Here is a 15,383-nt window from a genome sequence, read left to right on the forward strand (position 1 = left end):
AGCAGGGGTGAAGGTTTCGCGATGAACTATACCATACAAGCATCACAGCGCACGCCCGCGCTCATTATATACCTGATCGATATCAGCGCATCGATGAATATGGTCATGGAGGACAAGAGGCGGATCGACGTCGTTTATGAAGCTTTGTCTCTAGCCATCCGGCAGATGGTATTCCGTTCAACGAAGGGGAACCGGCTTACGCCGCGTTACCGGATTGCGATCCTGGCATACAGCGATGATGTATACGATTTGCTGGGCGGCATCAAAGGCATCGATGAAATTGCGGCCATCGGCTCCCTGCCGGATTTGACGCCGAAGCGGTTCTCCGATTCGGCAAAGGCTTTTTCACAAGCAGAGAAAATATTGCAGATGGAAATTCCGAATATGCAGGATTGCCCAGCACCGCTCGTGTGCCATATGACCGACGGTGTTTCAACAGGCGAGGATCCGGAGCCGATCGCACGCCGGATCATGAGCATGAGTGTTCCGGACGGCAATGTGCTTGTGGAGAATATCTTTATTTCCGATCATCTGATGAGCCAGCCGATCACGGAACCGCGCCGCTGGAAGGGGATATTGCCGGACACGCCGCTTGAGGACGAGCACGCCCGCAAGCTGAAGATGATGTCTTCGGCACTCCCCGAGAGCTATCGGGAAATGCTGGTGGAGGCGGACTATCAGCTTAGTCCGGGTGCATTAATGATGCTTCCCGGCACCTGCTCGGAGCTCGTGTCCATTGGATTCCAGATGTCGGCAGCGACACCGGTAAGGTAACGGCTATGAAGCGGTCATTTGCAAACGCAGAAGTTTGGAGCGGACGAAGGAAAAGGGCGCGGTCAACCTCCTATTATTATGAGAGCAAACAGACCGGGGAGGAGCCCTTGACCCGGGTGGAAGAACAGTTCATTTGCCGGTACGCTTACGGCAGAGCTGCGGAATCGGTCATGATGTCGGAGAGAGGCCAGGATTTCATGGCTTTCGCGATCGATCGGGACGTCTGCCGGTTCGTGCTGTGCGACGGAGTCGGCTTAAGCTACCGTGGCGATGTCGCTTCCCAGCTCCTCGGACGGGGGCTAATGGGGTGGCTTCATTCGCAGGATGAGCTGTCGCAGCCAGCCTTGGAACGCAAGCTGTTTGAGCTGACGCAGGAGGCGGAGCGGGAGATGCGCAGCCTGTCCGTCGATGCCAAGGCGCCCAAGCTGCTGCGTGAGGTGCTGGAGGAGAAGCAGCGAATGGGCAGCGAGGCGATGTATGTGTGCGGACGGATCGAGCTGCCGACCCGGTTCAGGCGAAAAGGCAGGCTATGGCTGGCATGGCAGGGGGATTCCCGCTTGCGGCTGTGGCAAGGACAGCATGAAATTTCGCCTATATTCGGCGACCGGTTTCGTACGGCCGAGCGCTGGTCATCCAAAAGCGGACCGGTGGGCGGGAAGCCCCATGTATACCAATGCCGATTGGAGCATGACTTGGGCTATCGACTGCAAATGTACAGTGATGGTCTGAACGACCTGGACCCGATGAAGGAGCCGATACCGGATGACCAGGTCCAAGTGCTTATGAACGCATTGCATACAGGCGGGCTGGAGGATGACGCTTCGTTTCTGGAGATTATGTGGTAGGGATCAGCAGGATAACATAATAGCATGATAGCTGGAGAGCAGGAGGTGTTTCCGAAGTCGTCGATTTAAGCAGACTTTGGAACAGCTCCTTTTTTCGCCGGGAAAGCCCACCGCGCTTGGTTCTCGGCTTTACAGAACGGTGCGTTAGCTAACCACATGCCACATGCGTAACAAAAATCGCCAGCACTTGATCCAGCGACTTACAACCGTGTCAAATCTTCTTCGCTCTAAATGGTTCTTTCTGTTCATTTCATTTTGGTCGGAGCCGTGTATTTCATGGTATTGGCAAAATTATCGAAATGCGGATTATAAAACACGCTCTTTTGGGTAATCTTGTGACAGACGAACCTACGAGGTTATGAGATAAAGGAGCGTGGATGAAGATGAATGAAGTTCAGGGAAGCATGCATGGGAGAACAGCGATCATTACGGGAGCAGGATCGGGGATCGGGAAGGCAGCAGCCGTCAAGCTTGCGCTCATGGGGGCGAATGTTGCCCTGTTCGATCTGCTGGATGAGCGGACGAACAAGGCGGAGGCGGAAATCAACGCCCTGCGCGAGGGATCCGCAAGAGCGTTCGATGTGGATATTACCGATCCGGACCGGGTCGAGAAGGCTGTGCTTGAGACGGTGGAAATTTTCGGAGGAGTGGATATCGTATTTGCAAATGCAGGGATTAACGGCGTGCTCGCTCCGATTGACGAAATGAAGCTGGAGGAATGGGAGAAAACGTTGAAAGTGAATCTGAACGGTACTTTTTTGACGGTTAAATACGCCCTTCCCCATCTGAAAAAACGCGGTCAAGGCAGTATTATTATCACTAGTTCGGTTAACGGCACGCGGACGTTCTCGAATTTCGGGATGAGCGCATACAGCACCACCAAGGCAGGACAGGTGGCGTTTGCCAAAATGGCTGCGCTAGAGCTGGCGAAGTTCAAAATCAGGGTCAATGTGATCTGTCCGGGAGCGATCGCCACGAATATCGACCAAAGCACGAAGAAGAAGGACAACCTGGACGAGATTACGATTCCGGTCGAGTATCCGGAAGGAAGCCAGCCGTTGGCGGACGGTCCCGGACAACCCGAGGAGGTTGCGGATCTGGTCGCCTTCCTTGCCTCCGACCAATCCAGACATATTACCGGCGCCCAAATCTTTATCGATGGAGCGGAATCCCTCCTCTGACAACGAATAATCATGATTTCGGCTTGGAATCCTAAACCTGCTGGATTATGATAGAATATATATCTGAAACATGTGGCTGCGAGCATGGGAGTTAAATGCTTTTAAGGCGTTTTTGAGCGAGTATGGAAAACAGAGGGGGCTATTATGGGGATCTTTTCCAGGTTGGCGGAACAGAAGATCGAGGAAGCGGTTCGCAACGGAGAGCTGGACAATTTGCCGATGGCCGGCAAAAAGATCCCGGTTGATGATTTATCCCATATCCCGGAGGATCTTAGAATGTCCTACCGAATTATGAAGAATGCGGGGTATGTTCCGGAGGAAGTCAGCTTGAGGAAGGAATGCATCCGCCTGTATGATTTGCTCAATGCTGCACAGCATGATGGAGAGCAGGAGCAGCTGAGACGTAAGCTGAACGAGAAGCAGCTGAGGCTGCAGATGCTGCTGGAGCAGCGTGGGCTTGGATCGAGCGGTGCGTTCATGCAGTACGAATCCCGTATCAGGGAACGACTGGTAGATGAATAGAAACAGCGAAGAGATGGATGTAAAAGCCAATAAAAGCCAATAAAAGCCAATAGACGGTTTATATAAAGCATGCGCCAGCTGCCATTCGGCCTCGAATGACGACTGGCGCTTCTTGTTGTGCCTGCTTTATTGCAGGTTGGGCATCGGAGCAAACAGCATCTTCAGAGCATCATGGGTCAGTTTGATCGGCTCCGGCGTAATTTGAGCCATATCAAAGCTTTGGACCAGCTCGGATGGTGAAACCGGCTCTGGAGAGGGAATCAACCCGGCAGCCCAGGCGAGCCATCCGACGATTCGCTGAGGCTGGATCCCTTGTCCCCGCAAAAAGGACAGGCTCAGTCCACGGTTCCGTTTGGCCAGCCGCTTGCCCTCGGCATCTACGATCAAGGGAACGTGGGCAAAGCGCGGAGGCTTGTAACCGAGAGCTTCGTACAAAAGCAGCTGCCTGGGGGTAGAATCAAGCAGATCAGCGCCCCGCAACACGTGGGTGATCCCCATCAATGCGTCATCAACAACGACGGCAAGCTGGTAAGAGATCATCTCATCCGCTCTGCGGACAACAAAATCGCCGCTCTTCTCGAGCGGATAGACTTGGGGGCCGACGATATCGTCGGTGAAGACAATCGCCTGCTCGGGAACCTTCATACGCAGGGAAGGCTTCTTGTGCTGCTCTTTGCGCAGCGCTTCTGCCTTCGTTAAATGCCTGCAGGTGCCTGGATAGCGGCGGCCTTCGGAGGCCAAGCCATGCGGGGCGCTAGCAGCGGCCATAATGTCAGCGCGGCTGCAATAGCACGGATAGAGCAGTCCCGCCTCCTTCAGCTTCGAGAGCGCGCTTTCGTACAGCGTCTTTCGTTCGGTCTGGATATACGGCCCAAAGCTGCCCCCGACATCGGGCCCTTCGTCCCAGTCGAGACCGAGCCACATCAAATCCCGCATCAGTTCATCAACGAGCTCTTCGCGCGAGCGCTGTTCATCGATATCCTCGATCCGAAGAATATAGCGTCCGTTCAAACTTCTCATCTGCAGCCATCCTAATAACGCGGTGAGTGCGTTGCCGATATGCATCTTTCCCGACGGCGTCGGGGCAAAGCGTCCGCGGCATATAGTTTCTTGCTGCATCATTTTCACCTTCTTGACTGCATCTTCTTTAAAATATCCGAGGGAGATGTTTTAATATAATGTATTGTAGCGCAAATGGGCGTTGTGTTTCCAGAGGAGGCATGCTAACCGATAGACTCGCGTCCTATTGCGAAACAAGAACAGGGAGAGCAAATTATAGAAAGAGCAAATTTTATGCGAATGATGGAGACGAGTTAAAAATGAACCAACTTCCCATACATCAAGTATTACCGCAATTAACCGCTGTTCTCGGTGAGCGGAATGCTGCCGTTCTGATCGCGGAACCGGGGGCGGGCAAGACCACACAAGTTCCGCTGGCCTTCCTGAAGGCGCCGTGGCTGCAGGGCCGGCGGATCATCATGCTTGAGCCGCGAAGACTTGCCGCCCGGTCCGCAGCCCGATACATGGCTTCAGCGCTCGGGGAGCGGGTAGGCGAGACCGTCGGATACCGGGTGCGGATGGATAGCCGGGTAAGCGACCGGACCGTGATCGAGGTCGTTACGGAAGGGATCCTGACCCGAATGCTGCAGGAGGATCCCGAGTTGTCCGGTACCGGCATGATTATATTCGATGAATATCATGAACGAAGCCTGCAGGCGGATACCGGCCTTGCGTTTGCGCTGGAATCGCAGTCCGTTCTGCGCGATGACCTGCGCCTGCTCATCATGTCGGCTACGCTCGAGGCAGAGCCTGTAGCCAAGCTGCTGGGGGGAGCACCTGTTATTGTGAGCGAGGGCCGCTCTTATCCGGTTGCAACCAAATATTTGCACGCTTCACGCCTGGAGGAATTACATAAAGGAGCAGCTCGGGCCATTCAGCTGGCGCTTTCGGAGCAGGAGGGCGATATCTTAGTCTTTCTTCCGGGTGCTAGGGAAATTAGGCGTACAGCAAACGAGCTGCAGCAGGCCAATCTAGGAGGCGACATCGTCATTCGCCAGTTACACGGTACGCTTTCGCCAGAGATGCAGGATGAAGCGATAAGGCCGGATCCGGCTGGGAGCCGCAAAGTGGTGCTGTCCACCAGCATTGCTGAGAGCAGTATAACGATCCAGGGGATCAAGGTGGTCGTCGATTCCGGATATGCCCGTACCGAGGTCTTCTCACCGCGCACCGGTCTTCCGCAGCTGATCACGAGACGGCTTTCCAAAGCTTCCGCCGACCAGCGAAGAGGACGGGCCGGGCGAATATCCGCCGGCGTTTGTTACCGGATGTGGAGCGAGGAGGAGCACCGACATCTTCCTGAGCATACCGAGCCGGCGATTCGAGAATCGGATTTGGCGCCGCTCGCGCTGGAGCTGGCAGCCTGGGGGACTCGGGACCCGCTGCAGCTTGCATGGCTTGACCCTCCGCCCAAGGCGGCGTTCGCACAGGGCCAAGAACTGCTTCGCCAGCTTGGCGCGTTGGACGAGTCGGGACAAATCACGGATCATGGGCGTAGCATGGCTCGCCTGGGTATTCACCCGCGGCTGGCCCACATGCTCCTTCGGGGAAAGGAGCTCGGCGAAGCTGCTTTGGCTGTGCGTCTTGCGGTGCTGCTTCAGGAGCGGGACATATTCCGTCCGCAAGCATCAGCCGCGGATCAGGACATTAGGTCCCGCCTCGAGCGGCTGGATCAATATGAACGCAGGGGCTCTGGTAATGCCGGTCCCGAAGGGGTTGATGATGCTGCTCTGAAACGGATGCTTCAGGAAATTACGAAGCTCCATTCGGAGCTGGGCATTCCCGACGCTGGCGTCCTGCGGACCGATCGATGCGGATTGCTGCTCTCATTTGCCTACCCGGACCGAATTGCCAAGAGCAGGGGAACGGGCAGCTATGTGCTTCGGACCGGCCGGGGGATCAGACTGGCCTCGGTCCAGCAGCTAAGCCGGGCGTCCTATATCGTCGCCGCCGTCATTGATGATCAGGGACCGGACGGCTTAATTCAACTTGCGGCTCCGCTAGAGGAAGAGTGGCTCGAGGAGCACTTCCGCGACGAGATAAAGCTGATCCGGGAAGTAAGCTGGGATCCGGCGTCCGGCAGCGTCAGGGCGAGGCAGCGTCTGATGCTGGGCGCAATTCTGATTCGAGAGCAGCCGTATGATGGTGTAACCGAAGAAGACCGGTCGGCCGCCGTTCTAAATGCGATCCGCCGGGAAGGGCTGGGACTTCTTACGTGGACCAAAGCGGCTGTCCAGCTGCGCGAGCGGATGGCCTTCATGAAGAGGCATGACCCTGCCGGAGCGTGGCCGGACGTATCGGACGAAGCCTTGCTTGCCAATGCGGATACCTGGCTGCTGCCGTACCTGGGCGGTGTCCGGAACCGCCATGATTTAAGCCGCCTTGGCCTAGCGGGACTTCTGTCCCATTTGCTGAGCTGGGACATGAAGCAGGAGCTGGAGCGCGAGGCACCGACACATATTCAGGTTCCCAGCGGATCCAGAATACCGGTGGATTACAGCGATCCGGACAAGCCCTATTTGGCAGTCCGGCTGCAGGAGCTGTTCGGGATGAAGGAGACGCCGCGCATTGCCGGAGGCAGGGTTGCGCTGACGCTGCATCTCTTGTCGCCGGCTCATCGCCCCGTTCAAGTGACCTCGGATTTGGCGAGCTTTTGGTCCAGCGGGTATTTCGAGGTGAAGAAGGACTTAAAGGGAAGATATCCTAAGCACTACTGGCCGGATGATCCGCTTGAAGCTACCGCGACGAATCGGACCCGTCCCAAGCCATCATAATGCATCATAAGGCATCAGCCGGAAATGTCAGACGTTTGGCTACCGGGTTCATCGGGTAATGATAAGAAAATAACCTGATGAAGGAGGCAATGGCATGGAGAGAAAAGTAGCGGGCGTGTTTCGGTCAGAGCAGGAAGCGGCGCAGGCCATTGAACGGCTTCAGCGAAACGGGATTCCGAGCGAAGCGATTTCGATCATTACGAAGGACCAACGGGACGCGGACCAATTAGCTGAGCAGACGGGCACGATGGCACCTGAAGGTGTGGCTGCAGGTGCGGCAACCGGAGGAATTCTTGGCGGCACCGCCGGCTTGCTCGCTGGCCTTGGCGCCTTGGCGATCCCGGGCATCGGACCGATCCTCGCTGCGGGCCCCATTGCCGCAGTGTTAACCGGCGCGGCGGTAGGAGCCGGAACCGGGGGCCTGGTCGGCGGCTTTATCGGCCTTGGCATACCCGAGGAGGAGGCAAGGGAGTACGAGTCCTATGTTGAGGAGGGGCGTATTCTGGTGCTTGTTGATGCCGATCAAGAGAATACAGGCATTTACGATATCTTCCGTGATTCGGATGCGATGAATGCGGATCGATATGGACAGGCCGGTCCCGAGGTGGATGCTTCCTTACCCCCGCGCGGAACGAATCTATGAAGTGAACTGAAAGGATCTCTTGAAGTGAGTTAAAGGAACTGTCCCCTATGTGGATTATTCTGCTGGTGGACAGTTTTTTATGTTAATTAAGGGTTGAAGCTCATCTTAATTGGCTGCTGTTTGCGGATATTCGGGATATGCAAGGGAGGCTGCGAGCAGCGGGCATGCGATGGGCAGTCATCTGGAACTTATTGGATTGGCTTCGGACGAACCCGCTCCCTTAGAATAAATGAGGTCAGCAAAGAATTCGGATTGGGGGGAGCAGCTATGGCTAGAGAACGAATACCCGAGGTTGAACGATTGCGGGGCATCGCCTTTTTGGCTGTCGTGCTTCAACACTCGATTGCCCATTATTCGATTGCACCCGGAATGACGGCTAATGACGGCATCTTGATGGCGATTCTGCTCATGGCCACCAAATTTGCAGTCCCTGTGTTTGTGTTTATTACGGGTTTAGTGCTATTTTACAACGATCGTGGACATCTTCATTATGGTCGCTTCATTAAAAAACGCTTTGGCGATATCTATATTCCATTTGCTGTGTGGACTGTCGTTACAATTTTGATGAATTCGGGATTTAACCCGTTTGTTTTGGAGGATTGGAAGCATCTGGGCTATGTTCTGATCACCGGGAAGTCCAGCTCGCATTTTTGGTACATCATCATGCTGTTTCAGATGTATCTGCTGTATCCACTATTTCGTCCTGCCTTCCTTCGCGTGAAAGCACAGGAGAGCCGCCCCATCGGTTTCTTGCTTCTGCTCCTGTCGGGAGGGCTGTATTTATGGCTCATCAGCGGGATTAGCGAGATCGGCCAGTGGATGGGAAGCCTTCAGATTCCCGTTTGGAGTGAACTGTTTACGACTTATGCGGACCGGAATGCGCTATACTACTTTTTTTACTTTACGCTAGGAGCCGCCGCCGGGTTGTATCAGCAGGAGTGGAAGGGATGGATTCGCCGATACCGGAAGCTGAACTGGCTCGTTTTTGCCTTTTTGTTCGGATGGATGCTCATCCAAGCGGTGTCTGAAATCCGGGGGGCACAAGGCGGTATTACCTTCTATTCGCTGTCTTTGCTTCGGCCGTCAATGGCGTTGTTTTTGATCAGCTCGATCATCGTCATGTATGATGCGGCTGGATGGATCTGTAAATATGGCGGGGAGATGCTCAACAAGTCGCTGACCTCCATCGGCTTATACTCATACGGGGCGTACCTGATGCACCTTCTGACACTGCGTCTCAGCTACAGCGTGGATGAAAGCCTGCTGCTGCTCGCGCCACCTTCTGTTCGAATCGCCGCTTCATGGTTCATAAGTGCGGCGGCCGCATATGGGGCTACCTATGTGCTGTCGAAGCTGCCTTTTGGAAAATGGCTGGTCGGATTGTCGGGAAGAAAGGGACGCTCGCAGCCGCATCCCCCGGATATGCCGCGCCGGCTCAAGCCGAATGCTCAGGCTGGGCAAGCCCCCGGCGTTTAGTTACGCATCCCGTGGTATATAGTTCCTCACACGTATAAAACGAGAAATAACTGCCTGGGGGCAGCGCATCTGCGGGGCGCCACCAGCGCTCTGCCCCAACCCAACGTCGCTCACAAGTTCCTTTTAAGGGACTTGTTTGCCGTTCCGGCGCGCCCACGGCTCCTACAAGTCCTTTTAAGGGACTTGTTTGCCGTTCCGGCGCGCCCAGGGCGCTCACAAGTTCCTTTTGGGGACTTGTTTGCCGTTTCTGCGCGCCCAGGGCGCTCACAAGTCCCTTTTAGGGACTTGTTTGCCGTTTCGTGGCGCAAACGGCCCCTACAAGTCCCTTTTGGGGGCTTGTTTGCCGTTCCGGCGCGCCCACGTCGCTCACAAGTTCCTTTTAGGGACTTGTTTGCCGTTCCGGGGCGCCCACGGCGCCCACAAGTCCCTTTTGGGGACTTGTTTGCCGTTTCGTGGCGCCAACGGCCCCTACAAGTCCCTTTTGGGGACTTGTTTGCCGTTCCGGCGCGCCCAGGGCGCCAACGCCCCTACGGTTCCCACAAGTCTCAAACCAGGCCTTGCTTACCTCGGCCAACGGCCCCCAGCGCACCAACCAACCAAGTACCGAACTACCTGCTTGCTCGACCAACCAGTAATTAAGCAACCAAGCAAGATAATAAGCAACCGAGCAAGTAAATTGAAGACAAACCATGACCTAACCAGCTACCAAGTTAACATGCAACCAAGCAAGCAGGCGATGTCTGTGACGCGAGAACCAACGTGATCCGAACTACCGACCTAGATGCAAACCATAATAATTTCAACATATGAAAAATTCACAATAGTGAGATGCACAAATTACATCCTCGCATCAGCCCTCCCCAATCCCTACTCAACACGTTTCAATCCACCTTATTTTGGTTAAAAGAAGGGGATGCCTCCTATTGTGCAGACTGGGAAACTGTGGGTTATAATGGAAAATAAGAAAAACGTCTATCGAGGTACTCTCAATGTAGACAGACCGCGTTTAGCGGTGGTTTTTCTTGAGATATCAGGCAGCAGATCCTTCGAAGCTTATACTTTCTGATATCTTAACAAACGGGAAGAGAACCGGACAGTAAGGAGGCATTCGAATGGCTTTTATGATCGCGCAGCGTGCTTTTATCAAGGTTTATCTTATTACGATGGTAGAGCAGCAGCGGGGATACGGATATCAGATGCTGGAGGAGCTGCGCCAGCAATTTAAAGATCATGGCTATTCGCCGCCGCAGAGCGAAATCTACCGTGCACTGCATGAGCTTGTACAAGAAGGCGTGCTGTATCGCACAAAGCAGCTGAAGGGCAATGATCCGCGTGTCGATTTTCAAGAAATCGTGCTCTACCATTTCACCGACGAAGGAGTCGAGAAGGCCAAGCTGTATAAAAAGCAGGTCAAACAAGATCTGGATCGATGCCTGGGAATTCTTCATAAAGCGGTCAGCGATAATTTTGGATAGTCAATAGTCACGAACATCAACGATGATCCGAAGGAGGAATGGCCATATGAGCAGGAAATTGCGATTCGGAATTATGAGCACCGCTCGAATTGCACGAAATGCCATGATACCTGGCATCCTGAAATCGGAACGCTGTGAGGTGAAAGCCGTCGCAAGCCGCAATAAAGAGAAGGCGGCCGAGCTCGCCAAGCGCTATCATATTGATCGACATTACGGTTCCTACGACGAGCTTCTGCATGACCCCGATATTGACGCGGTTTACATTCCGCTGCCCAATCACCTTCATAAGATATGGAGCATTAAAGCTGCTGAGGCAGGAAAGCATGTGCTCTGCGAGAAGCCGGCTGCATTGACTGAAGCGGATGTCAGGGAAATGGCGGAGGTGGCCAAAGCCCATGATGTTCTGTTTGCTGAAGCGTTCATGTACCGCTATCACCCGAAGCATGCACGTGTACGCGAAATAATTGAGAGCGGTGAAATCGGTGAGCTTAGAGGCATCCACGGCTCGTTTACTTTCAATAATGCGAGTGATAAAGGAAATGTCCGCTACAGCCAAGAAATGGGCGGAGGCTCGATTTACGATGTGGGGTGCTATCCGATTTCGGCTGCCCGAATGATCTATGGCCAGGAGCCTCGGGCCGTGACGGCCCACGCATTTTTCTCCGAAGAGCATGACGGCGTGGATATGATGGTGCATGGCATGATGGAGTTTGGAAGCGGGCTTGGGCTAACCTTCGAATGCGGGATGTGGACGTATTCCAGATGTTCGCTTGAGATCTCGGGAACCGAAGGAAGAATTGAGCTTCCTTGCGCATTCGGATGGGAACGCATGGAGCATATGTCCCAAATCTGCATTCATACCCCGAAGGGGAGCCGGGAAGAGAAGGTCGGCATATACAACCATTTTGCGCTGCAGGCGGATGCCATGGCTGCCGCGGTTATGGACGGTAGGCCATTGCCTTATGGACCTGACGATTCAATAAGGAACATCCGGGCGATTGAGGCCTGCCTTCGTTCCGCGCGAACGTCGTCGCGTATCGAAATCCCGCCGGTAGAAGACAAGCCATTCCATGCATAATCAATAGATTTACATTCTTAAACCGCTGCATTGGCGGTTTATTTTTTTTGCCTATTGCATTCTTCTCCACAATCGATAAAATAAACTTAACGATAAAAATATTTTAACGGATCCAAAATTTTTAACGTTGCCATTAAAGCGATTATTTTGCTTTTAAAAGGATTTTCTTGTGCTTTTAAAAAGATTTCTTGTGTTTTAAAAGGATTTTCTGGTGCCTTTAAAAGGAATTTCTTGTCCCTGTAAAAGATTTTTACGATGCCTGATTTAAAAGGGAAGTTATCAATTCGAAATCGAAGAGGAGAAAAAGTATGCAAAATGCCGCCGTGTTAGAAAAGAGAGGATTCAGCCAGCTTCTGAGCCATAGGCCGTATCTGTTGTATTTGACCGCCCAAGCGGTTACGCGATTTGGTGATTCGTTGGATTCCATCGCATACAGCTGGATGGTCTATATGCTGACAGGATCGGAGCTCTTAATGGGGTCGTTGTTTGCTTTTAATTTTGTGCCCGGGCTGCTGTTCAGTCTGTTTACCGGAACATTCGTCGATCGATGGGTGAAGAAGCGTGTACTCATCGTGATTTATCTGGGACGTGGTATCATGGTGTCCATTACAGCGGTTCTATTTGCCTTCGGACTCCTTGAAGTGTGGCATTTGTTCTTCATTACGTTTATCAACTCCACGCTGGAATGCTTTTCAAGACCCGCGGAAATGTCGATCGTGCCGAGACTGCTTCCTCATGATAAGCTGATGACCGGCAACTCCTTCTCCACATCGATCAGCCGCAGCGCCGAGTTAATCGGATTATCCGCAGCGGGGGCCCTCATCGCCCTGATCGGAATTTCGGGAACCATCTTGATCGATGCTTGTACCTTTATCTTCGCGGCGTTGATCATCGCATTCATGCCGAATCCGGAAGCCGCTGAGGCAGCAGCAGAGAAAAGCGGAAGTCCTGCGGTTACTGAACCGGCGAAGAGGTCAGTGATCGGTGATATCCGGGAAGCGCTTGCCTTCGTCAAACAGCACGCTTTGCTTCTCATCACAACGGTGCTTGCAATGATCAACAATTTCTGTCTTGCACCCTTGAACGTGCTGCAGCCCGTGTACGTCAAAGAAACGCTGGGGGTAGGCGCAGGGGGAATGAGCGTATTGGGGAGTTCTCTTCTGATCGGGATGGTCTGCTGCGGCATCTGGATGGGACGCTACGGCAAGTCTTTCAAAAAGAGCACATTGATCATAGCAGGCTCCATTCTGCTTGGCCTTAGCTACTTCGCATTAGGCATCCCGGGCAATCTGCCGGCATTTCGGCTCGAAGCGGCTGCTGGATGTATGTTCCTGGCGGGCGTTGCCGTAACCATCTTAAATACTCCCATCTCGACTTACATCATGGAAGTGACGCCGAAAGCCCTCCTTGGGAGAGTCGGTGCGCTGATGTCGGTACTGTGTACGGCAGCCATTCCTGTCGGCAGCTTTATCACAGGGGTCATAGCGGAGCACCAACCGCCCCCAATCTTGTTTATGATTATGGGGATCGTCATGATGCTGCCCGTCATGTTTCTGCTCCGCAAGAAGAGCTTCCGTGCGATCTAGGTGACGATCTAAATGAATGACACGCTTTGTAATTTCGAGCTTCTAGGCCTATAATGAGAGGAACGAAATTTGCAAAGCTGAGGTGTTCGGTGTGGAGAGTAAGGATTTGACGACACTGGAAGAAATAAAAATATATTCGGATCCATATCGACTCCAAATTTTGAACGTACTTAACAAAATGGGCCGTCCGGCCACCGTTAAGGAAGTAGCGGACCGGATGGGGGATGTGCCCGCCAAAGTTCATTATCATATGAAAAAGCTGGAGAAAATCGAGCTGGTCAAGATTGTCTCGACCAAAGAGATTAATGGTATCATTGCAAAATACTACGAGCCATTTGCTGGTGCGATCCGGATCAAGCGCGGCAACGATACGGAAGAGCCGGTCATCAAGGAGCTGATCCGCTCCGAGACCAATAAGCTGCTGTCGGAGCTGTTCAATCAGAACAGGGAGCGGTTCTTTAAATACCTCAACAACGATGAAGAGTCAACTTCGATGCTGACGAATACGACGCTGTATATGACCGAAGATGAGGCCAGAAATCTGTTCAAGGAGCTGGATAAGCTGCTGGAGCCTTATAAAAATAAACGCAGCGAAGCGGATCAAGAATACGAGTTTTTTGCCACGAATATCCGTTCCATTGAGTAATATACCACAGCACAAAAGCTGGCACCTGTAGACCGTGCAGGTGTCAGCTTTGTCTTCTAATGCGGGAAAGATCGGCATAACCTAGTTCTTGTAATCGTCTTGTCCGGGTTTTACGGACATGGCCGGCGAAGTGGACGTGCCGTAATCGTTCACGGCGTCCCAAGCATCGGCGTCATCAAACCTGCCGCTCATACGCTGCCGGTTGATGCCTGCGCCTGATGGCGGAGCTGTCATGACATCCTCTTCAACCGGGCGGTCATCCGATAATGCCCGATTCGGTGCATGGTCGATGCAGTAGGCCGTGTAAGGCACTGCTTCCAGCCGTTGAAGCGGGATCTCTTGGCCGCATACGGTGCAATGCCCATACTCGCCGCGTTCCATACGAGCCAAGGCTGCATTGATTTGTTCCAGCTCCATGTGCTGCGATTCCTCGATGGCCAGATCGCGTCCGCGTTCGAACACTTCGGTTCCGGTGTCGGCCGGGTGATTGTCGGCGGCACTGAGCTCGCCGGTAGAATCCCGAAGGGATTCCCCGGATACGGAATCCGGATCGGAGAGCTGTTGCTCCAGACGCGCTTTGTCCTGAAGCATGCGCTGCTTCAATTGCTCATATTGTTGTTTCGTCTTGGCATTCATGATAGTCGCTCCTCTCGATCTGATGAAATGCTTCTTGTATGACAATACCCGAAATCGGGCCTGAACAATCATTTGGGATGATTCACGGCATGTCCATTCGTTTTTGGAACTTTCTCCAAAAAAGCCCCGGACAGTTTTAATCACGACGGCGAATATGATATAAAAAAAGATAGGGAGATACCGATTGCTTAAGTAGCCGTACCAATATTTGGAGGTAAATCACAATGGATGAACACATGAAACGCCGATTGGATAAACAGAAAAAGTTATTCCGGCAGCTTGGCATTCAACTGGACGCTTTGTCTATCCATGAGAAAGAATTCTCAACCAAGCTGCGTGGATACGACCAGCAGGAGGTGGATACCTTCCTGGACGAAGTGATCAAGGATTACGAACGTTTTTATGCTACGATCTCGGATCTTATGGATAAATGGCAGGAGCAGCAAATTATTATTAGGGATTTGAAGGCGGGAGTAAAGCCCGAGCCCGAGCGGCCCTTGCTGGATCCTGTGGAACTGGAAGAGACGGTGGCCAGACTGGAGGCGGACTTACGCATCCTGAAGAAGCAAATCCGGCCGGAGCAACGCTTTTATATTGACTAAGGGCCACCCCCGGCGGTCAGCATCAGCTTGATCCTGCTGTGACGCCCATGGTCTAGATTTTCCTTACATAATACGAATACTTTTCA

14 protein-coding genes are annotated in these 15,383 nt (G+C 53.2%); 12 read left to right on the forward strand and 2 right to left on the reverse strand.

Annotated features, from left to right (window positions below; translation table 11 throughout):
- Nucleotides 1-21: 21 nt before the first annotated feature.
- The 4 genes from MKX76_RS04025 to MKX76_RS04040 all read left to right on the forward strand — a co-directional run bounded on the left by MKX76_RS04025 (nucleotide 22) and on the right by MKX76_RS04040 (nucleotide 3,322).
- On the forward strand, nucleotides 22-774 hold the full coding sequence (locus MKX76_RS04025) for a vWA domain-containing protein (RefSeq protein ID WP_341033032.1): 753 nt from the start codon (nucleotides 22-24) through the stop codon (nucleotides 772-774).
- Between the two features lie 116 nt (nucleotides 775-890).
- Entirely contained in the window at nucleotides 891-1,619 is a 729-nt protein-coding gene (locus MKX76_RS04030) for a hypothetical protein (RefSeq protein ID WP_341035022.1), read from the forward strand.
- Nucleotides 1,620-1,996: 377 nt separating this feature from the next.
- Nucleotides 1,997-2,800 carry an SDR family oxidoreductase gene (locus tag MKX76_RS04035; RefSeq protein ID WP_210095105.1) on the forward strand — a complete coding sequence of 268 codons (804 nt, stop codon included), beginning with the start codon at nucleotides 1,997-1,999 and terminating at the stop codon, nucleotides 2,798-2,800.
- Nucleotides 2,801-2,944: 144 nt separating this feature from the next.
- The gene (locus tag MKX76_RS04040) at nucleotides 2,945-3,322 is read left to right on the forward strand and encodes a DnaJ family domain-containing protein (RefSeq protein ID WP_341033033.1); all 378 of its coding nucleotides are present in this window, start codon (nucleotides 2,945-2,947) and stop codon (nucleotides 3,320-3,322) included.
- A 126-nt stretch (nucleotides 3,323-3,448) separates the two neighbouring features.
- Here the strand turns inward: MKX76_RS04040 and gluQRS are convergent, their stop codons facing one another.
- Nucleotides 3,449-4,441 (reverse strand): tRNA glutamyl-Q(34) synthetase GluQRS, encoded by a 993-nt coding sequence (gene gluQRS, locus MKX76_RS04045; protein ID WP_341033034.1) that lies wholly within the window; start codon nucleotides 4,439-4,441, stop codon nucleotides 3,449-3,451.
- A gap of 200 nt (nucleotides 4,442-4,641) precedes the next feature.
- On the opposite strand from gluQRS, the gene hrpB reads away from it, so the two are divergent.
- The 7 genes from hrpB (at nucleotide 4,642) to MKX76_RS04080 (ending at nucleotide 14,059) form a co-directional block, all read left to right on the forward strand.
- A complete protein-coding gene (hrpB, locus tag MKX76_RS04050) occupies nucleotides 4,642-7,155 on the forward strand; it encodes an ATP-dependent helicase HrpB (protein WP_341033035.1) in 2,514 nt (837 codons plus the stop codon).
- A 94-nt stretch (nucleotides 7,156-7,249) separates the two neighbouring features.
- Nucleotides 7,250-7,798 (forward strand): general stress protein, encoded by a 549-nt coding sequence (locus tag MKX76_RS04055; RefSeq protein ID WP_341033036.1) that lies wholly within the window; start codon nucleotides 7,250-7,252, stop codon nucleotides 7,796-7,798.
- Nucleotides 7,799-8,065: 267 nt separating this feature from the next.
- Nucleotides 8,066-9,274, forward strand: a complete 1,209-nt coding sequence (locus tag MKX76_RS04060; protein WP_341033037.1) for an acyltransferase — start codon at nucleotides 8,066-8,068, stop codon at nucleotides 9,272-9,274.
- Nucleotides 9,275-10,386: 1,112 nt separating this feature from the next.
- Complete coding sequence (locus MKX76_RS04065; protein WP_007128617.1) at nucleotides 10,387-10,749, forward strand: helix-turn-helix transcriptional regulator; 363 nt, start codon at nucleotides 10,387-10,389, stop codon at nucleotides 10,747-10,749.
- Between the two features lie 46 nt (nucleotides 10,750-10,795).
- On the forward strand, nucleotides 10,796-11,827 hold the full coding sequence (locus tag MKX76_RS04070; protein WP_213616994.1) for a Gfo/Idh/MocA family protein: 1,032 nt from the start codon (nucleotides 10,796-10,798) through the stop codon (nucleotides 11,825-11,827).
- A 308-nt stretch (nucleotides 11,828-12,135) separates the two neighbouring features.
- Entirely contained in the window at nucleotides 12,136-13,413 is a 1,278-nt protein-coding gene (locus MKX76_RS04075; protein ID WP_341033038.1) for an MFS transporter, read from the forward strand.
- A 106-nt stretch (nucleotides 13,414-13,519) separates the two neighbouring features.
- The gene (locus MKX76_RS04080) at nucleotides 13,520-14,059 is read left to right on the forward strand and encodes a winged helix-turn-helix domain-containing protein (protein ID WP_244152653.1); all 540 of its coding nucleotides are present in this window, start codon (nucleotides 13,520-13,522) and stop codon (nucleotides 14,057-14,059) included.
- Between the two features lie 81 nt (nucleotides 14,060-14,140).
- Here MKX76_RS04080 and MKX76_RS04085 read toward each other — a convergent pair whose 3' ends face one another.
- On the reverse strand, nucleotides 14,141-14,695 hold the full coding sequence (locus tag MKX76_RS04085; RefSeq protein WP_007128613.1) for a TraR/DksA C4-type zinc finger protein: 555 nt from the start codon (nucleotides 14,693-14,695) through the stop codon (nucleotides 14,141-14,143).
- 224 nt (nucleotides 14,696-14,919) lie between these two features.
- On the opposite strand from MKX76_RS04085, the gene MKX76_RS04090 reads away from it, so the two are divergent.
- Nucleotides 14,920-15,297, forward strand: coding sequence for a DivIVA domain-containing protein (locus MKX76_RS04090; RefSeq protein WP_007128612.1), 378 nt, complete (start codon nucleotides 14,920-14,922; stop codon nucleotides 15,295-15,297).
- The last annotated feature ends 86 nt before the right edge of the window (nucleotides 15,298-15,383 follow it).

It is taken from the genome of Paenibacillus sp. FSL R5-0810, assembly GCF_038002285.1.
GTDB classification, from domain to species: Bacteria; Bacillota; Bacilli; order Paenibacillales; family Paenibacillaceae; genus Paenibacillus_AQ; species Paenibacillus_AQ lactis.